Annotated in this window: 15 protein-coding genes and 1 pseudogene; 13 read left to right on the forward strand and 3 right to left on the reverse strand. The window is 64.1% G+C overall.

Features of this window, described 5'->3' with window-relative positions:
• Positions 1-6: 6 nt before the first annotated feature.
• Together BRAGE_RS0113485 and BRAGE_RS48540 are read right to left on the reverse strand one after the other, a co-directional pair.
• Complete coding sequence (locus BRAGE_RS0113485; protein ID WP_027559460.1) at positions 7-1,029, reverse strand: sugar ABC transporter substrate-binding protein; 1,023 nt, start codon at positions 1,027-1,029, stop codon at positions 7-9.
• A gap of 141 nt (positions 1,030-1,170) precedes the next feature.
• Positions 1,171-1,573 (reverse strand): annotated as a pseudogene (locus tag BRAGE_RS48540) (globin).
• 475 nt (positions 1,574-2,048) lie between these two features.
• On the opposite strand from BRAGE_RS48540, the gene BRAGE_RS0113495 reads away from it, so the two are divergent.
• The 11 genes from BRAGE_RS0113495 to BRAGE_RS0113545 all read left to right on the forward strand — a co-directional run bounded on the left by BRAGE_RS0113495 (position 2,049) and on the right by BRAGE_RS0113545 (position 13,259).
• Entirely contained in the window at positions 2,049-2,426 is a 378-nt protein-coding gene (locus BRAGE_RS0113495; protein WP_027559459.1) for a DUF2946 family protein, read from the forward strand.
• An 84-nt stretch (positions 2,427-2,510) separates the two neighbouring features.
• Positions 2,511-4,910, forward strand: a complete 2,400-nt coding sequence (locus BRAGE_RS0113500) for a TonB-dependent receptor family protein (RefSeq protein ID WP_027559458.1) — start codon at positions 2,511-2,513, stop codon at positions 4,908-4,910.
• A 26-nt stretch (positions 4,911-4,936) separates the two neighbouring features.
• On the forward strand, positions 4,937-6,148 hold the full coding sequence (locus BRAGE_RS0113505) for a sialidase family protein (RefSeq protein ID WP_027559457.1): 1,212 nt from the start codon (positions 4,937-4,939) through the stop codon (positions 6,146-6,148).
• The gene (locus BRAGE_RS0113510) at positions 6,145-6,642 is read left to right on the forward strand and encodes a TlpA family protein disulfide reductase (protein WP_027559456.1); all 498 of its coding nucleotides are present in this window, start codon (positions 6,145-6,147) and stop codon (positions 6,640-6,642) included. The genes BRAGE_RS0113505 and BRAGE_RS0113510 overlap by 4 nt, the downstream gene beginning before the upstream one ends.
• 29 nt (positions 6,643-6,671) lie before the next feature.
• Positions 6,672-7,202, forward strand: a complete 531-nt coding sequence (locus BRAGE_RS0113515; protein ID WP_027559455.1) for a copper chaperone PCu(A)C — start codon at positions 6,672-6,674, stop codon at positions 7,200-7,202.
• A gap of 11 nt (positions 7,203-7,213) precedes the next feature.
• A complete protein-coding gene (locus BRAGE_RS0113520) occupies positions 7,214-7,636 on the forward strand; it encodes a hypothetical protein (protein ID WP_231164036.1) in 423 nt (140 codons plus the stop codon).
• A 20-nt stretch (positions 7,637-7,656) separates the two neighbouring features.
• Positions 7,657-8,172, forward strand: coding sequence for a YcnI family protein (locus BRAGE_RS0113525; protein ID WP_027559453.1), 516 nt, complete (start codon positions 7,657-7,659; stop codon positions 8,170-8,172).
• Positions 8,172-9,734: a copper resistance CopC/CopD family protein gene (locus BRAGE_RS0113530; RefSeq protein ID WP_027559452.1), complete on the forward strand. Its 1,563-nt coding sequence runs from the start codon at positions 8,172-8,174 to the stop codon at positions 9,732-9,734. The genes BRAGE_RS0113525 and BRAGE_RS0113530 overlap by 1 nt, the downstream gene beginning before the upstream one ends.
• A gap of 142 nt (positions 9,735-9,876) precedes the next feature.
• Positions 9,877-11,196: a proline--tRNA ligase gene (gene proS / locus BRAGE_RS0113535; protein WP_027559451.1), complete on the forward strand. Its 1,320-nt coding sequence runs from the start codon at positions 9,877-9,879 to the stop codon at positions 11,194-11,196.
• 73 nt (positions 11,197-11,269) lie between these two features.
• The gene (locus BRAGE_RS0113540) at positions 11,270-12,550 is read left to right on the forward strand and encodes a lipoprotein-releasing ABC transporter permease subunit (RefSeq protein WP_027559450.1); all 1,281 of its coding nucleotides are present in this window, start codon (positions 11,270-11,272) and stop codon (positions 12,548-12,550) included.
• Between the two features lie 7 nt (positions 12,551-12,557).
• On the forward strand, positions 12,558-13,259 hold the full coding sequence (locus BRAGE_RS0113545) for an ABC transporter ATP-binding protein (RefSeq protein WP_027559449.1): 702 nt from the start codon (positions 12,558-12,560) through the stop codon (positions 13,257-13,259).
• Between the two features lie 130 nt (positions 13,260-13,389).
• Here the strand turns inward: BRAGE_RS0113545 and BRAGE_RS0113550 are convergent, their stop codons facing one another.
• A complete protein-coding gene (locus BRAGE_RS0113550; protein WP_027559448.1) occupies positions 13,390-14,469 on the reverse strand; it encodes an MDR/zinc-dependent alcohol dehydrogenase-like family protein in 1,080 nt (359 codons plus the stop codon).
• 107 nt (positions 14,470-14,576) lie between these two features.
• Between BRAGE_RS0113550 and BRAGE_RS0113555 the strand changes: the two genes are divergently transcribed.
• Together BRAGE_RS0113555 and BRAGE_RS0113560 are read left to right on the forward strand one after the other, a co-directional pair.
• Positions 14,577-15,350, forward strand: coding sequence for a helix-turn-helix transcriptional regulator (locus BRAGE_RS0113555; RefSeq protein ID WP_027559447.1), 774 nt, complete (start codon positions 14,577-14,579; stop codon positions 15,348-15,350).
• A gap of 198 nt (positions 15,351-15,548) precedes the next feature.
• Positions 15,549-18,695, forward strand: a complete 3,147-nt coding sequence (locus tag BRAGE_RS0113560; RefSeq protein ID WP_027559446.1) for a GAF domain-containing protein — start codon at positions 15,549-15,551, stop codon at positions 18,693-18,695.
• Positions 18,696-18,716: the final 21 nt, after the last annotated feature.

Raw genomic sequence — 18,716 nt, forward strand, 5'->3', positions numbered from 1 at the left:
GGAAGCTCAGATCAGGAAGTGATCCTGCATCCACTGCATCCCGGCGGCGTTGGCCTTGGTCACGACCGGGCCGTCGGTGACGACGTTCTTGGGGATGCCCTGGCCGCTCTTCTCGCCGCCGACCACGGCGGAGACGCCCGCGATGATGGCGCCGCCATGGATGCGGCAGGACGGATTTCGGACGGTCGCGAACATGCGGCCCTCGCTCACCGCCTGGATCGCCGGCGGCATGGCATCGACGCCGCCGATCAGGATGTTGGTGCGATTGCGGGCCTTCATGATGTTGGCCGCCGCAAGCGCCATGTCGTCATTGTGGAAGAACGCCGCGTCGATCTGCGGATACTTGGTGAGATAGGTTTCCCAGAGGCGCGCAGTCTTGGAGACGTCCCAGTCCGCCGGCTGGGTGTCGAGCACCTCGATGTTCGGGAACTGCTTCACCACAGTGTTGAAGCCTTTCGCGCGCCCCTGCGCGCCGGTGTGGCCGAGCGCGCCTTGCGTCATGATGATCTTGCCCTTGCCGCCCATGGCGTTGCACAGCGCCTGCGTCACCGAGGCGCCCATGAACTCGTTGTCGGGGGCGAGGAAGGAGTGGACGTTAATTTGATCGAGGGGAGCAATAAGCGTGTCCATGTCGATCACGGGCGTGCCGGCGTCGATCATCTTCTGCACGGGCTGGGTGAGGGTGCCGATGCCGAAGGCCTGGATCGCGACGAAATCCCATTTCTGCGAGGCCATGTTGTCGATCGCGGCGCGCTGCTTCACCGCGTCGAGCTGGCCGTCGAACCAGGTGACCTCGACATTGAACAGCTTGCCCCAGAATTCCGCGGCCTGCTTGCCTTGCGCGCACCAGGTCGCCTGGAGGCCTGCATTGGAGAACGCCGCCTTCAGCGGCTTCTCGCTGCGTCCGACCTCGGCTGCCAATGCGGGGTTTATGCCCATGCTGCCGAAGAGGGCAGCCCCGGCGCCGGCGGCCGCTGCCGCCTGAAGAAGATCGCGCCTCGTCGTCGAGAAATCTTTCGTCCCGGACATCGCTCGCTCCCATATCTCTTATCGTCGGCGCGTCATTGCTTGCGCGACCGATGTCCGAAAGTCTCTCACAAGAGTTGGTGCCACTCAATCTGCAATCAGCCGCGGGATCGCCGCAGCTTTGCGTTGGTGCAGCGCAAAGCGTCAGGCGGGAGCGGTGGCGAATGCATCGATATCTGGGAGCAGCTGGTCCCAGGCCTGCGCCATCTCGGCCGACCATTCGTCGCCGAGGAGATCGCACAGCGTATCCCTGATGATGCCGAAGAAAGCGATGAACAGCTCGCGCGGCGTGCCGTAACCATCGTGCGAGGCGACTTCGCAGGCGATCAGCCGGAAATGCCCGCGGCGCTCACCCGCAAAGTCGAGGATTGCCTCGATGGTCAGGGCAAGCATCGCTCCCATCACCAGCTCGCGGCCTTGCGCGCGGAACATCGTGCGTTTCCGGATGCTGTTCGAACAGACGCTGGTAGACGAGCGGCGTGAGATCGGCGCAGCGCGATGCCGCGATCTCAAAACTCTGTTCGATCGGATCAGAGGAAGCGCTCACTGGAGCCACCCAGACAAAAAAAGAGCGGGGCCCTGGCCCCGCTCAAAAATTGTGTCGACCCTATTATCCCCGATCTTAAGATTTGATCTTGATTGACGGGGCGACGCTGCGTTTTGCGCGCCAGGGGCTCCTCCCGAGACTTGGACCACCAGACGTCGACCTCGCGGTCAGGCCTGAGCAAGAGGATGCTAGATCAACTTTTCTCACTTGTCATCATTTTCGGCAACGAATGTTCAAAATTCGAGCAATGGACGAAATGATCGGGCTGTTTACCTCGTAAGCATATGACAAATATAAGAAATCTGTGGATAGGGCAGGCTTTGGCCGCTGCCTCAAATGCCGGGCGCCCGGTCCCGTGGGGCGGCCCGATCACAGTTTCCGGCAAATTTGCGCTGGACCAAGAAGGCGGCGGAACTGACCTCGACTCGTCCCCCGGCCGGGTGTTTAGTTAGCGCACGAACGAACGGTTCGGTGGATGCGCGCACGGCTGCAAAAATTCCTGCCTCTCGTCCTGCTCGCCCTGGCGATGCAGGTGCTGGCACCGATCGCCGCGTGCTGGTCGGCCGGCCAGGCCGTGGCCGATCCGTTGTCGGCCGCCGTCATCTGCCACAGCGTGGGCGAACAGGGCGGTGGTCCGAACGATCGGACCGGCACACCGACCGCGCATGGCGCGGCCTGCGCGTTGTGTTGCCTGGCGCAGGCGGGCGCCTCGCTCGATTCGCCGCCGCAGCTCGCATTCTCCGTTCCCCTCCGCCACGCCGAGCGCGTGTCGTGGCGTGCCGCGGAGGTGACCCTCGTTGCCGCCGATAAGGGCTCGAACACCCAGGCGCGCGCGCCTCCTCATCTTTCCTGACGACCCTCGTGATCGCCGCGGTCCGTCCGGCGGCGATTGATGTTGTCGATTGGCCGGAGCGAAAGCCGGCATCAGGAATGCCCCATGTCAGTTTGTCATGCCCGTCGTGGCGTGAGCCTCGTTGCCATTCAGGCCGCGCTGCTTGCGTCGTCGAGCGGAGCCTTCGCGCAAAGCCGCAACACTGAGCTCCCCGCTGTGACTGTCGAGGCGCCGCAGGCGGCTCGCGCCAAACCGGTCGTCCGGGCCTCGAAACCGCGATCCGTGTCCGCGAGCCGCGCGCCGAAACCCGTTGCGCCGAGCGCAAGCGCCGGTGCGCCGACCCAGAACAGGACCGTGACTGCCAGCGCAGCGCGCGACAGTCTCAATCAAGCGCCATCCGGCCAGACCGCGACGACCATCGATCGCAGCCAGTTCGATAATCGTCCCGCGTTCTCGGTCAGCGACGTCCTGCGGGACAGCCCGGGCATCTCGATCAAGCAGGGGAATGGCCCGCGCGATTTCGGCATCTCGATTCGCGGGTCCAACGCGAGGAACGGCTTTGGTATCCGCAATCTCGTGATCTTCGACGACGGCTTTCCGGTGACGCAGCCGGATGGCCTGTCGCGGAGCGACCTGATCGACCCCCGTGCCTATGGTGCAATCGACGTCGTCCGTGGTCCCTCGTCGGCGCTGTACGGCAACTACGCGACCGGCGGCGCACTCAATTTCCGGACGCGGCCGGGCGGCACGATCGACGGCGTCGAATATGGCGTCGACGGCGGCAGCTACGGCTATCTCAACAATTACCTTGCCGCAGGCAAGAAGGTGGGAAATTTCGAGGGCTCGCTATTCGCGAGCGACGCGCGCGGCGACGGCTACATCGGCAACAGCTGGTTCAACACGCAGACCGTCAACTTCCTCGGCACGCTCAAGGCGACGCCGGACGATCGCTTCACGGTCAAGATCATCAACAACGACCTCAGCGCGCGGCTGCCGATCCGGCAGTCGCTGAACCAGTACTATCAAAATCCCTTCCAGCAGGGCTGCGCGACCGGTGTCACGGCCGCGGCCGGATGCGGTACGGTCACGCTGTTCAACAACGGTTTTAATACCGCGGCAGGCACGGACAAGGAAACGGCTGTGCAGGCCGGGCTCGGCCGCAATGATCGCCGCACCATCGTCGGTGGTCGCTGGGAGCACGATTTCGACAACACCACGACCTGGCGCAATCAGTTCGTCTTTGACGACAGGAACATCAACCAGCCGACCGGCGCGACCAGCGCCATCGGAGATTTTCCCTCATACAATTTTATGAGCGACGTCACCAAGCGCGGCGAGATTGTCGGCCTCGAGTCCACCACGTTCTTCGGCGCCTTCTACAATACTCTAACGGCCTCGAGCGATACGTGGAACGTGATGCCGGGTGGCAATGCAACGCTCGGCAGATTGTCGAGCAATCTCTATAGCGAGACCACCAACTATGGTGTTCGTGCCAGGGAAGAGCTCAAGCTCACTGCGGCACTGACTGCGGTCGCCGGCATCGGTTGGGAGACAACCCTCCTGAAGGGTATCAACACGGCATACGCATACGCCGGCCCCACCGGCATTACCACCACAACCCTCACGACGGCGGATCGGCAGTTTCAGAATGCCGCGCCGGAGTTGGCGCTCCTCTACAATCTCAACAACGAGTGGCTGTTCCGCGGACGGGTCGCCACAGGATACGGCACCCCGCAGGTCTCTAATCTTTTCGTCCTTCCGACCGGCTTGTCGGGCAACAATACCCAGCTTCAAACCCAGAAGAATCTTGGCTACGACCTCGGATTCGACTGGACGCCCAACAATGCGCTCAAGCTGAGCGCGACCGGCTTCTACGAGTTCTTCCGCAACGAGATCGTCAGTCAGGCAACTCCGATCAACGGCATATCCTATACCTTCAACGCCCCGCGATCGGAGCATCGCGGCGTCGAGCTTGCGGCGGATTGGAAGTTCTATCCGGGCTGGCGGTTCATGGCGGCATATACCTACCTCGACGAGGTCTACACCGAGTATGTCGAGAACATCACCAATGGTGCGGTGTTCAGCTTCAACCGGGCAGGCAACAAGATCCCCGGCATCTCGCCCAACGAACTGACGGCCCGGGTCGGCTACGACGAGTTCGCCGGGTCGCTGGCGGGCCTTGGTGGCTTCGTCGAGATCCAGTGGAAGGACTCATTCTACATGGACAACGCGAATCTGCTGAAAGCGCCAGGCTATGAGCTGGTGAATGTGAACGTTCACTACAAGACCGATCTTGTGTCGGACACATTCAGATCGCTGAACCTGTTTCTCGAAGTCAGGAACGTGTTCGACCGCACCTACGTTGCCTCGGCAAACAACATCGCCAACACGGTGACAGCAGCAGGCCTTCAAAATCCTGCGAGCGTCCTCGCAAATACGACCGGTTCGATCTACGCAGGCTCGCCGCGCACCTTCGTTGCAGGTATGAAGGTGGCATTCAAATGAGCCGGGCTCTCGAAGGGAATCGGGCCATGATCCGAACTGGCTTGCTCGCAATCGTCACTCTTGCGTTCTTGCATGGTGCGGCGCTCGCACAGATGCACGGTCAGCATGCATCGGAGGCGGCTTGCGACGAGCCGACGCTACGCTGTGCGACCAAGGTGACGCCCGCATTCGCTCCGGACGGTACATTGTGGTTGGTCTGGATGGCGGGCGGGCAGGTCTCTGTGGCAAGCTCGCGGGATGCGGGGCAGGGTTTCTCGGCTCCCGTCCAGGTCACGACGAAGCGGCTGAACCTCGACTGGGGCCCGGACGCGCGGCCGAAGATCGTGGTCGATCGCAAGGGTGGCATCGCGCTCGCGTTCTCGATCTTCAGGGATGAGGCCTTCAACGGCCAGGTGCTCTATACGCGCTCGGCCGATGGCGGGAAGAGCTTTGCCGAGCTGAAGCCGATCACCGCCAGCAACGAGAGCCAGCGTTTTGAGGCGCTGGCGCTCGATCAGGACGGAACGGTCTTCGCGGCATGGCTCGACAAGCGCAATCGCGTTCTCGCGAAGGAGGCGGGACAGAAGTACGAGGGGGCGGGGCTGTTCTTTGCTTCGTCCAGCGACCGCGGCACCACCTTCGCGGAGGCCCGATTGGCGCGCGAAGGCACCTGCGAATGCTGCCGGTTGGGACTGACATTCGCGGCGCCTGGGCGACCGGCCGTGATTTTCAGGAACATGTTTGAAGGCGGCGTCCGCGATCATGCGGTCATGACCTTCACCGACGTCGCGACTCCAGGCGACATCCGCCGGGTCAGCAACGATGACTGGCAGATCAACGCCTGCCCGCATCACGGGCCGAGCCTCACGGTTGCGCCGAACGGGACCTATCACGTCGCCTGGTACACGAACGGCAAGGCGCGGAAGGGATTGTTCTACGCGCATTCGCGCGACGAAGGCCGCACGTTCTCTTCGCCGATGGGGCTGGGGAAGCCCGGCCGCAATCCGACGCGCCCCTACGTGCTCGCGGGCCCCGCCGGAACGGTGATGGTCTGGAAGGAGTTCGATGGCGAGAAGACCTCGGTCCAGATGACGATCTCCCGAGATGACGGAGAGAGCTGGTCGCCGCCGAAGACGATATCGAGCACGACAGACACCTCCGACCACCCCTTGCTGGTGTCCAATGGCCGGCAGGTCTACCTGTCATGGATGACGAAGGCGGAAGGCTATCGGCTCACAGCGATCGAGGATCAACCATGACATATCGATTTGCCGGCATTCTGGCCCTGGCGACCCTGGTCGCGTCGGCCGCTACGCTCGCGGCGGCGCCGGCCCTCAAACCCTTTGAGCGTGGTACCTGGCAAAGCGTGCTGAAGGGCCATGCCGGCCGCCCGACGCTGGTGCATTTCTGGGGCGTGACTTGCGGGCCCTGCAAGCTCGAGCTGCCGGAGCTCGGGCGGTTTGCAAAGGACCATCCCGGGATCGACGTGGTCACAATCAGTGCCGACCTCGTGCCGAATCTGCCAGCCGCCACGCAGTCGATGCTCGACAAGGCGGGGCTATCGTCGACCGAGAATTTCATCTTCAGCGACGGCTTCGTCGAGCGCTTGCGATTCGAGATTGATCCTGCCTGGCAGGGCGATATCCCTCGGACAATGCTGATCTCGCGGGACGGGACCGTCACGACGATCGAAGGCTCGGCCGAGATGGCCGATCTCGAAAAATGGTCGGGCCAACAGCTCGGCACCCACTGAAATTCAATCTGCAAAACGGGAAGACCGATATGAAGACGATGTTGAAAGATGTGATGCTCGCGGCGGTCGCGCTCGCACTTTGCGCGGCACCTGCGGCGGCCGAGGACGTCAAGGCCGGCGATCTCGTCATCTCGCAGGCGTGGAGCCGGGCGACGCCGGGTGGGGCCAAGGTCGCCGGCGGTTACCTGACGATCGAGAACAAGGGAACGACGGCGGACAAGCTGGTCAGTGTGTCCGCCGATATCGCCGGCAAGGCCGAGGTCCATGAGATGGCGATGGACAATGGCGTGATGAAGATGCGTCCGCTCGACAAGGGGCTCGTGATCGATCCCGGCAAGACGGTAAAGCTCGCCCCCGGCGGCTATCATTTGATGCTCCAAGAGCTGAAGGGGCCGTTCAAGCAGGGCGACAAGGTGCCGCTGACGCTGGAGTTCGAAAAGGCCGGCAAGGTCGCGGTCTCGCTCGACGTGCAGGGCGTCGGCGCGCAGGCGCCGGGCGATGCCGGCCATTCCGGCCATGAGATGAAGAAAATGCCGGATCATTCGGGAATGAAGATGTGATGAGGCCGATCATGCTTCCCATGACCTCGCGTCGAAATCTTGCGGGCCTCGCGCTCGCGATGGCTGCGTTGCTGTCGGTTGCCGCCACACCGCTTGCGGCGGCGACCGACGACGACAGCTTCTTCACCCATCTGCACACCGAGAAGGCGATGGCCAATGTCACGGTCTCGCCAGGCCGCGCCGGCCCGGTCGAGATCGCGATCCAGCTTGAAACCACCGACGAGACGCCGCTCTCGGCGAAAGCCGTGTCGGTGACCCTCGTCGATACGCAATCCGGCCGGAAGCTCGCGCCGGTCGAGGCGTCGCGCGACGGTGAAGACAGCTGGCGCGTGAAGGTGGCGCAGTTGACGCCCGGGCGTTGGATGCTGGGTCTCGGAATCTCGATCTCCGACGCCGACCATGTCAGCGTTGAATCGCCGATCCTGATCAAATGACCCCGCTGAAGAGGTTGAACATGTCGAAGCGATCCTGCCTGATCCTGATGGCCGCGCTCACCGCGACCCCGGCGGCGGCGCATATCACACTGGAGACCAAGCAGGCGGCGGTTGGCTCCTATTACAAGGCCGTGTTCGCCGTGCCACACGGCTGCAAGGGCTCGCCCACGGTGAAGATCCGCGTGCAGATCCCGGAAGGGGTGCTCGCGGTGAAGCCGATGCCGAAGGCGGGCTGGAGCGTCGATGTCGTCGAGGGCAAATATGCCAACGAGTACGACTATCACGGCAACAAGCTCTCCTCCGGCGTCAAGGAGGTGGCCTGGTCCGGCGGCAAGCTGCCGGATCACAATTACGATGAGTTCGTCATCAGCAGCTTCCTCACCGACAGCTTGAAGCCAAACACGACGCTGTACTTCCCCGTCGTCCAGGAATGCGAGACCGGCGTCAGCCGCTGGATCGAGATCCCGGAAGGGGCAGGGCATTCGCATGAGGGCAACTCGCCCGCGCCTGGCGTGAAGCTGCTGCCCAAACCCTGATGCGCCTCATCGCCGCGCTTGCGACGCTGCTTCTCACTGTCGGCTTCGCGACCGGGGCGTCGGCGCATGCGGCGCTCGTCTCGGTCGAGCCGGCGAGCGGCAGCATGCTTGCGAGCGCGCCGAAAGCGGTGGAGCTGCGCTTCAACGAGGCGGTGACGCCCGGCGCGATCCAGCTGATCGACGGCACGGGCAGGGCGCGGGACGATGCGCGCGTCAATGCATCGGGTGAGACCATCTCGGTCGCGATGCCGCCGGACCTGCCGCAGGGGACGGCCGTGGTCAGCTACCGCGTGATCTCGCAGGACGGTCATCCCGTCTCGGGATCCGTGATCTTTTCGATCGGCATGCCGACGGCGACAAAGCCTCCGGTCACCTTGGGTGGCGCCTTGAACGCGCTGATCTGGCTGGCGCGGATCGGCCTCTACCTAGGTCTGTTTGTCGGTGTCGGCGGCGTGTTCTTTGCGCGCTGGATTGCGTGGTCGATGATCGGCATGACCGTTCCGCGCGTCGCGCTCGCCATCGGCCTTGCGGGCGCAATTGCGTCCCTTGGCGCGTTGGGCCTCGATCTGCTCGGCCTGCCGCTGGCGGCGCTTGCGACGGCCGCTCCCTGGAAGGTTGCGTTCGCGACCAGCGCCGGCCCCGCGCTGCTCATTGCCATCGCGGCGATGCTGCTCGCTTGGATGGCGCTGCGGAGCGCATGGTACGCGCGGGCTCTCGCGATCGTCGCGTTCATCGGCGTCGGTCTGTCGCTCGCCACGACCGGGCACGCTGCAACGGCTCCGCCGGAGGCGCTGACCCGGCCGGCGATCTTTCTCCACGGGCTCGGCGTCACCATCTGGATCGGTGCCCTCGCGCCGCTCATCGCGCTGATGTCGAAGCCGGCGACTGCATCGCTCCCCGTCGTGAACCGCTTCTCCCGCCTCGCTGCGCTGGCGGTTGGCGTGCTCGCCTCGACCGGTCTCGCGCTTGCGATCGTTCAGCTCGAAAAGCCGGCAGCGCTGGTCGAGACCCGCTACGGGCTCGTCCTCTCGATCAAGCTTGTACTCGTCACGGGATTGCTGGCGCTTGCGGCGTTGAATCGGTTCCGGCTGACACCCGCTCTGGCCCGGGACGAGACATCGACGCCTGCGCTCAAGCGCTCGATCCTGCTCGAATGCAGCATCGCGCTCGCCATCTTCGCCACCGTCGCCGGCTGGCGGTTCACGCCGCCGCCGCGGACCATTGTTCCGGACACGCCGCTGGCGATCCACATTCATAGCGACAAGGCGATGTTCCAGGTGCTGGTCTCGCCGGGCAAGGCTGGCATCGACGACTTCGTGCTCCAGCTCATGACCGGGGAGGCGACGCCGCTTGCGGCCAAGGAGGCGACCTTGACCCTGAGCCTGCCCGAGCGCGGCATCGAGCCGATGGAACGCAATGCTGAGCTCGGACCGGACGGCTATTGGCACGTGCGCAAGGTCGAGCTGCCCTTTGCCGGGCGCTGGCATGTGCGGATCGACGCGCTGGTGACCGATTTCGAGAAGATCACGCTCGAGGACGATCTCGAGGTGGGGCCACCCTAGACGAGGTTCAAGTCGAACCTGAAGGCAACGGAAAAATGACAGGAATTTCGCCGCGTTAGCGGCTTTTCCTCATTCCCGGCCTTGTGTTTTCGCTCCCAATCCGCTTTCACTGCAAGCCCTCACTGATTCCTCGAGTATTGCCATGCGGTTGTCGCGGTTCTTTCTGCCCATTCTGAAGGAAAATCCGAAAGAGGCGGAGATCGTCTCGCATCGGCTGATGCTGCGCGCCGGCATGATCCGCCAGGAAGCGGCCGGCATCTATGCCTGGCTGCCGCTCGGCTTCCGCGTGCTCAAGAAGGTCGAGCAGATCGTGCGCGAGGAGCAGGACCGCTCCGGTGCGCTGGAACTGCTGATGCCGACGCTCCAGCTCGCCGACCTCTGGCGCGAGAGCGGCCGCTACGACGCCTACGGTCCGGAGATGCTGCGCATCGCCGACCGCCACAAGCGCGAGCTGTTGTACGGGCCGACCAACGAGGAAATGATCACCGAGATCTTCCGCGCCTACGTGAAGTCGTACAAGAACCTGCCGCTCAATCTCTATCATATTCAATGGAAATTCCGCGACGAGCAGCGTCCGCGTTTCGGCGTGATGCGCGGCCGCGAGTTCCTGATGAAGGACGCCTATTCGTTCGACCTCAACGAGGCCGCGGCCCGCGTCGCCTACAACAAGATGTTCGTCGCTTATTTGCGCACCTTCGCGCGGATGGGGCTGAAGGCGATCCCGATGCGCGCCGAGACCGGCCCGATCGGCGGCGATCTCAGCCACGAGTTCATCGTGCTTGCGGAGACCGGCGAATCCGGCGTGTTCATCAATCGCGACGTGCTGGACCTGCCGGTGCCGGGCGAGGACGTCGACTATGACAGTGACCTGACGCCGATCATCAAGCAGTGGACCTCGGTCTATGCGGCGACGGAGGACGTCCACGACGCTGCGCGCTTCGAGCAGGAAGTGCCGGCGGAGAAGCGGGTGAACACCCGCGGCATCGAGGTCGGTCAGATCTTCTATTTCGGCACGAAGTATTCCGACGCGATGAAGGCGCTGGTGGCGGGTCCCGATGGCGTCGACGTGCCGATCCATGGCGGTTCCTACGGTGTCGGCGTCTCGCGCCTGCTTGGCGCCATCATCGAGGCCTGCCATGACGATGCCGGCATCAAATGGCCGGAGGCGGTGGCGCCGTTCCGCGTGGCGATCCTCAACCTCAAGCAGGGCGATGCCGCGGTCGATGCGGCCTGCGAGAAGCTCTATGCGGAGCTCACCGCCAAGGGCGTCGACGTGCTCTACGACGACACCGACCAGCGCGCCGGCGCCAAATTCGCCGCCGCCGACCTGATCGGCATCCCCTGGCAGATCATGATCGGGCCGAAGGGCCTCGCCGACGGCAAGGTCGAGATCAAGAAGCGCAATGACGGCGCCCGCGAGACCATGTCGCCTGCGGACGCGGTCGCCCGCCTGGTCGGCTGAATATTGTTCATCGCCCGAGATCGCGGCCGCCAATCCGGCCACAATTGACCCCGAATCATGGGATTATCGAGCGATGGACGAGACCATGACCGAAACCAAGCAAACCGCGCCTTTCGCGCCATTCGAGTGGATGCTGTCGGCGCGCTATTTGCGGGCGCGCCGCAAGGAGGGATTCATCTCGGTCATCGCCGGGTTCTCCTTCCTCGGCATCATGCTCGGCGTGGCGACGCTGATCATCGTCATGGCCGTGATGAACGGTTTCCGGAAAGAGCTGCTCGACAAGATCCTCGGCCTCAACGGCCACATCCTGGTGCAGCCGCTGGAATCGCCGCTGACCGACTGGAAGGACGTCGCCGATCGCATCAGCCAGGTCCAGGGCATCCGGCTTGCCGCGCCCGTGGTCGACGGCCAGGCGCTGGCGTCATCGCCGTGGAACGCCTCCGGCGTGCTGGTGCGCGGCATCCGCTCCGACGACCTCAACAACCTCACCTCGATCGCCAAGAACATCAAGCAGGGCTCGCTCGAGGGTTTTGACGAGGGGCAGGGCGTTGCGATCGGCCGGCGGCTCGCCGACCAGCTGTCGCTGCATGCCGGCGACAGCGTGACGCTGGTGGCGCCGAAGGGCGCGGTCACGCCAATGGGCACGACGCCGCGCATCAAGCCGTACAAGATCGTCGCCGTGTTCGAGATCGGCATGTCCGAATACGATCTCGGCTTCGTGTTCATGCCGCTGGCGGAGGCGCAGGCCTATTTCAACCGCAGCAGCGACGTCACCTCGATCGAGGTGTTCACCACCAACCCCGACAAGATCGACGCCTTCCGCACGGCGGTGACGGAGGCCGCGGGCCGCCCGGTGTTCCTGGTCGACTGGCGGCAACGCAACTCGACGTTCTTCAATGCGCTCCAGGTCGAGCGCAACGTGATGTTCCTGATCCTGACCATGATCGTGCTGGTCGCCGCCCTCAACATCGTCTCCGGCCTGATCATGCTGGTGAAGGACAAGGGCAGCGACATCGCGATCCTGCGCACCATGGGGGCATCGCAAGGCTCGATCATGCGCATCTTCCTGATCACCGGCGCCTCGATCGGCGTGGTCGGTACGCTGGTCGGCTTCTTCGTCGGCCTCGTGATCTGCCTCAACATCGAATCGATCCGGCAATTCCTGTCCTGGCTGACCTCGACCGAGCTGTTCTCGCCGGAGCTCTACTTCCTGTCGAAGCTGCCCGCCGAGATCGACATCGGCGAGACCACGGCGGTCGTCATCATGGCGCTGACGCTGTCGTTCCTGGCGACGCTCTACCCGTCCTGGCGCGCCGCGCGCCTCGATCCCGTCGAAGCGCTCCGGTACGAGTGAGGGGCTGATGGAGCAGCAGGGGGCTGACGATGTACCGGTCATTTATCTCCACGAGATAAAGCGGCAGTACTTGCAGGGCGAGGTGCCGCTGACGATCCTCGACGGCGCCAAGCTCGCGCTGTGGCCGGGCCAGTCCGTCGCGCTGGTGGCGCCCTCGGGCTCGGGCAAGTCCACGCTGCTGCACATTGCGGGGCTGCTCGAGGCCCCGGATTCCGGCGAGGTCTACGTCAACGGCGCGCCGACCTCGCAGCTGCCCGACATCGAGCGCACCCAGCTGCGCCGCACCGACATCGGCTTCGTCTACCAGTCGCACCGCCTCCTGCCGGAGTTCTCGGCGCTGGAGAACGTGATGATGCCGCAGATGATCCGCGGCCTGAAGAAATCCGAGAGCGTCAAGCGCGCCAAGGAGATCCTCGGCTATCTCGGCCTTGGCGACCGCATCACCCATCGCCCGGCCGAGTTGTCAGGCGGCGAGCAGCAGCGCGTCGCGATCGCGCGCGCGGTCGCCAACGCGCCGCGCGTGCTGTTTGCGGACGAGCCGACCGGCAATCTCGACCCCGGCACGGCCGAGCACGTGTTCCAGGCGCTGATGCAGCTGGTCAAGGCGACCCAGGTCTCGATGCTGATCGCGACCCACAACATGGAGCTCGCCGGCCGCATGGACCGGCGGGTGTCGCTGTCGAACGGCCAGGTCGTCGAGCTCGAATAACAAACTTACGAAAACAACCCCATGCACAGTAGCCGGACACTGCCGGCTGCAAGCGGGATGACGCATGCCAATCCCTTGACGTGTCAGGTCAACCCGCCGCGACGGCCCATCGCCGCAGCGGGCAGGCCGATTACGGCCTGATCACCGTCAATCTGAACGGTCCGCCATTGGCCGCGGCATGGGCCACCGCCTCGTTGGCATGGTCGAGATCGAACGCCGTCGTCTGGTATTCGTCGAGGCGCAGCAGCCCGGACCGCACCAGCGCGATCAGGCGGCTTGCTGCATCCGGCGGATACATCCAGACGCCGTGGATGCTGATGCAGTTGCGCATGAGCCAGGGGTAGGGCAGTTCGAGGCCGGGACCACCGGCCATGCCGACGCCGCCCATCAGCACGACACGGCCATAGGCGCGCACCGTCATCACGGCCGCGCGCACGACAATCGGGCTCACCGAGGGCGGCATGATGTCGAACACGCAATCAATCGGCCCCGGCGCGGCGCGCTTCATCGCTTCGCGGTCGTCGTCCTCATTGCCGGTGAGCCTGACCGGCTTCACGCGGCTGCCGAAGCGGCGGACGAGGTCGGCGAGGATCTTTTCGTTGCGGCCCGGCGTCACCACGCAGGCGGCGCCCATCGCGAGTGCGACCGACACCGCAGCGCTGCCGAAATTGCCGGTGGCCCCGCTCACCAGCACGGTCTCGCCTGCTTGCAGGTTGGCGGCAAGGAAGCCGCCATAGGGCACCAGCAGCGTCCCCAGCGCGCACCATTGCGCGGCTTCCTCCGACGTGATCGCGCCGAGGCGTTTGACGTTCTCGGTCGGCACGCGCATCTGCTCGGCGAACGAGCCGTGGCGAAAATGCCGTTGCAGGCGCATGCCGCCGGGGCCGGCGGCCGTGAGCCCCTGCAGCGCGATATCAGGCGCGACGACATCGTCGCGCGAACGCACGGTCGGATCGCAGAACACCCAGTCGCCGACGGCAAGCTTGGTCGCATCCGGACCGATCGCGCGCACCCGCCCGATGCCGCCGGGGCCCGGGATGATCGGCAGGTCGAGCGCGTAGTTGCGGGTCCCGTCGAACACCTCGTTCATGTAGGACAAGACGCGCGTCGCGACGACGTCGACGACGACCTCGCCGGTGCCGAGCACCGGATCGGGGGCATTCTCGATCACCAGCGGCGATCCCAGGGATTTGAGTACGGCAGCTTTCATGTGTTCACCTCAAGGTCGGGTGATACGCATATGCAACGCCCTTGTAGTGACAAGAAGGCCTGGTATTATCCTAGTATTCCAAAGACCCTCCATCGCGAGGAGCGATCATGGCCGACCCACGCCGCGTCGAATTCGGCGACTTCCTCAGGTCCCGCCGCGAGAAGCTGTCACCGAAGACCGTCGGGCTTCCGGCCGGCCGCCGGCGGCGCACCGCGGGGCTGCGCCGCGAGGAGGTCGCCCAGCTCGCCGGCATCGGTGTCGACTGGTACATCCGCCTCGAGCAAGGCCGCACCGTCAGTCCCTCCGTCACCACCATCGACGCGCTCGCCCGCGCGCTGCGCCTGACCAAGACCGAGCACGCGCATCTGAAGGCGCTGGCGCGCGACGGCGACAAGCGCGCGTTCACGCGCGAGGTCGTGCCGGCGCCCATTCGGCGCATGATCGAGAGCCTGCCACATCCGGCCTACATCACCGGGCGGCGCTGGGACGTATTGGCCTGGAACGATGCCGCCGAGGAGGTCTTCGCCTTCGGGCAGTTGCCCGAGCAGGATCGCAATACGCTGCTGCTGGTGCTGACCAACAAGCAGACGCGAAAGTTCTACGGCGCGGGCTGGAGCGACGTCGCCAAGAGCATGGTCGCGATGTTTCGCGCCACCCACGACGTCTGGGCCGGCGATCCCGCCTTCGCCGAATTGCTGATGCGGCTGCGCGAGGGCAGTCCGGAGTTCGTCAAATGGTGGGAGGCGCACGAGATCCGCAGCACCTCGTCGGGCCTCAAGACCATGAACCATCCGACCAGGGGCCTGCTCCGGTTCGAGCACACCAGCTTCCAGGCCAATGACGATCCCGCGCTGAAGCTCGTGATCTATACGCCGGTGTAGGGGCATCGAGCACAACGACGACGTCGGGAGCCGAGCGCGAGGCAAGCACGCCGGCAGTCTCTCAACGCAAGGGAACCTAAACGCCCTCAGGTAGTTAGAGGGCAGTCGGGTGGGCCATCTCCTGAAGAGTGGAGAGTGGCGCGAATGGTCGTTTCCATCCAGATTTGGCCGGGAGAGGGAATTGTCGGGGGTGGAGCGATGACGACGGCGACCGGGGCGCATTTGACCGATCGCAACTCCGTCCTTGCCACCCTTGGCGACTACATCCGGGAGATCAGCAATCCCGACGATCTCGCCTATGCCGCGGCGGAGCTGCTCGGCCGCAGCCTCGATGTGAGTCGGGCGGGCTACGGTACGGTCGACACGTCGGCCGAAACCATCACCATCAACCGCGATTGGAATGCGCCCGGCATTTTGAGCCTCGCCGGCGTGCTGCACTTCCGCGACTATGGCAGTTACATCGACGACCTCAAGCGCGGCGACACTGTCATTTGTGCCGACGCAGAGAAGGACCCGCGCGTCGGCGATCGCGCGCGGGCGCTCGAGGCGATCTCAGCCCGTGCATTCGTCAATATGCCGATCTCGGAGCCCGATGGGGTCGTGGCTCTGCTCTACCTCAACCATGCAACGCCTCGGGAATGGATCTCGGAAGAGCTCGAGCTCATCCGCGAAGTTGCCGAGCGCACGCGCACGGCCGTCGAGCGTCGGCGCGCGGAGACGTCCGTCCGCGAGAACGAAGGACGCCTGCTCTTTTTGGATGCGCTCAACAAGGCGACCGCCAAGACACGCGATGCGGACGGTGTCCTTGCGGTGACGACAAGGATGCTCGGTGAGCATCTCGGCGTGTCGAGCTGCGCCTATGCCGATATGGACCCCGACGAGGATGGCTTCACCATACGCGGGGATTGGGCGGCCCCGGGGGCGATCCACATCGTGGGGCACTACAGCCTCGCCGATTTCGGCAAGAAGGCGGTTCAGGAGCTGAGTGCCGGCAGGCCGCTCGTCATCAATGACAATCTGAAGGAGATTGCACCAGAGGAAGCGGCCACGTTCCAGAGGATCGGCATCGGCTCCACGATCTGCATGCCCTTCGTCAAGGAGGGGCGCCTGACCGCGTTGATGGCAATTCATCACCGCGGGCCGCACCTTTGGACCCGGCGCGAACTCGTTCTGCTCACCGAGGTGACCGAGCGATCTTGGGCGCACATCGAGCGCGTTCGATCGGAAGAGGCTGCGCGGGAGGCTGCCGAACGGCTCAGTCTTGCGAACAGCGCCGCCGGGATCGGCACCTGGGACTATGACCCGATCAACGACGTCTTGCGATGGGACGACCGCTGCAAGGCATTGTTCGGTTTGTCCGCCGATGCGGACGTCAGCTATGAAGGGGCCTTCCTGAAGGGCCTGCATCCCGAGGACAGGGACCGCGCGCATGAGGCTGTTTCCAAGGCCCTGTCGCCGGAGTCCCCGGCAACCTACAACATCGAGTATCGGACGGTCGGCATCGAGGACGGTGTCGAACGCTGGATCGCCGCCACCGGCGATGCTCTCTTTTCCAACGGTCGCGCTGTCCGGTTCATCGGCACGGTCCTGGATATCACCGAGAAGAAAAAGTCCGAGCGTCATCTGAGAATTCTGAACGACACGGGCGCCTCGGTCGCGCGCGAACGTGAGCTCGAGAGGATCGTTCAGGTCGTCACGGACGCCGGCGTCGAACTGTCGGGCGCGCAGTTCGGGGCGTTTTTCTACAACGTGCTGACGCAGGACGGCGGCAGCTACATGCTCTATGCATTGTCTGGCGCGCCTAGATCCGCGTTTGAAAACTTTCCGATGCCGCGCAACACCGCCGTGTTCGAGCCGACCTTCAAGGGGACGGCGGTGGTCAGGTCCGACGACATCCTGCAGGACCCTCGCTATGGCAAGAATGTGCCGCGGAAGGGCATGCCCGAGGGCCATCTTCCCGTTCGATCCTATTTGGCAGTCCCCGTGGTCTCGCGAAGCGGTGAAGTGCTCGGCGGACTGTTCTTCGGTCACGGTGAAACCGGAAAATTTCAGGCCGAACACGAGTCCGCGTTGCTCGGCATCGCCGGCCATGCCGCAACCGCCATCGACAATGCGCGCCTTCTGGCCCGGCTCCAGATGCTCAATGCCGAGCTGGAGCAGCGGGTTGCCGACGAGATTGCCGAACGCATGAAAGCCGAGGAGCAGCTGCGGCAGGCTCAAAAGATGGAAGCCGTGGGGCAGTTGACCGGAGGCATCGCCCACGACTTCAACAATATGCTGGCCGTCATTCTCGGCAGCTTGAACCTCGCCAAGCGGCGGCTCGGAAAGGGCGAGGTCAACATCGACCGCTTCATCGATGGGGCCATTGACGGAGCGAACCGCGCAGCCACCTTGACGCAGAGGCTGCTGGCCTTCTCCCGCCAGCAGCCGCTTGCGCCTGAAATCATGGACATCAACAAGATGATCGGCGGCATGAGCGAACTGCTCGACCGATCGCTTGGCGAGCTCATTCGACTCGAAACGGTTCTGGCGGCCGGTCTCTGGCGCGTCAGAGCGGACCCTGCGCAACTGGAAAGCGCGGTGCTTAATCTGGCGGTCAATGCCCGCGATGCCATGCCCAAGGGCGGCAAGCTGACCATCGAAACAAGCAACGCGTCGATCGATCAAAGATATGCTCGCGAATACGCACTGGCGCCCGGGCAATATGTCCTCATTGCCGTGACGGATAACGGCGTCGGAATAGCGAACGACGTGCTGGGCAGGGTGTTCGACCCGTTCTTCACGACCAAGGAAGTGGGCAAGGGGACCGGCCTTGGACTGAGCCAGGTCTATGGTTTCGTGAGGCAGTCAGGCGGCCACGTGAAAATCTACTCGGAGGTCGGCGTCGGCACGACCGTCAAGGTCTACCTGCCGCGCTTCGTCGGCGATGAGAAAATTCGGGAGGCCTTGGAGAGCACGGTGCATCCCGGCGCGGACTTCAAGGAGACCATTCTCGTCGTCGAGGATGATGAACGTGTGCGCAACATCTCGTCGGAAAGTCTGCGCGAACTCGGCTACACCGTCTTCGAAGCGGCAGGCGCGAAAGAGGCGATCAGGAAGATCGAAGACGGTCCCGTTCCGAATCTGCTGTTTACGGATGTCGTGATGCCTGAAATGACAGGCGCCGAGCTGGCAGCCGAGCTGTTGAAACGACACCCTGGACTGAAAGTGCTGTTCACAACAGGCTATACGCGCAATGCCATCGTTCATAACGGCATGCTCGATGCCGGCAAGCATCTGCTCTCCAAGCCGTTTGCGATCGAAGATCTGGCAGCCAAGGTCCGCAGTCTGCTTGACGAGCTTTGATCCGCCGGCTCCATCCAAACC

Source organism: Bradyrhizobium genosp. SA-4 str. CB756 (genome assembly GCF_000473125.1).
GTDB classification, from domain to species: domain Bacteria; phylum Pseudomonadota; class Alphaproteobacteria; order Rhizobiales; family Xanthobacteraceae; genus Bradyrhizobium; species Bradyrhizobium arachidis.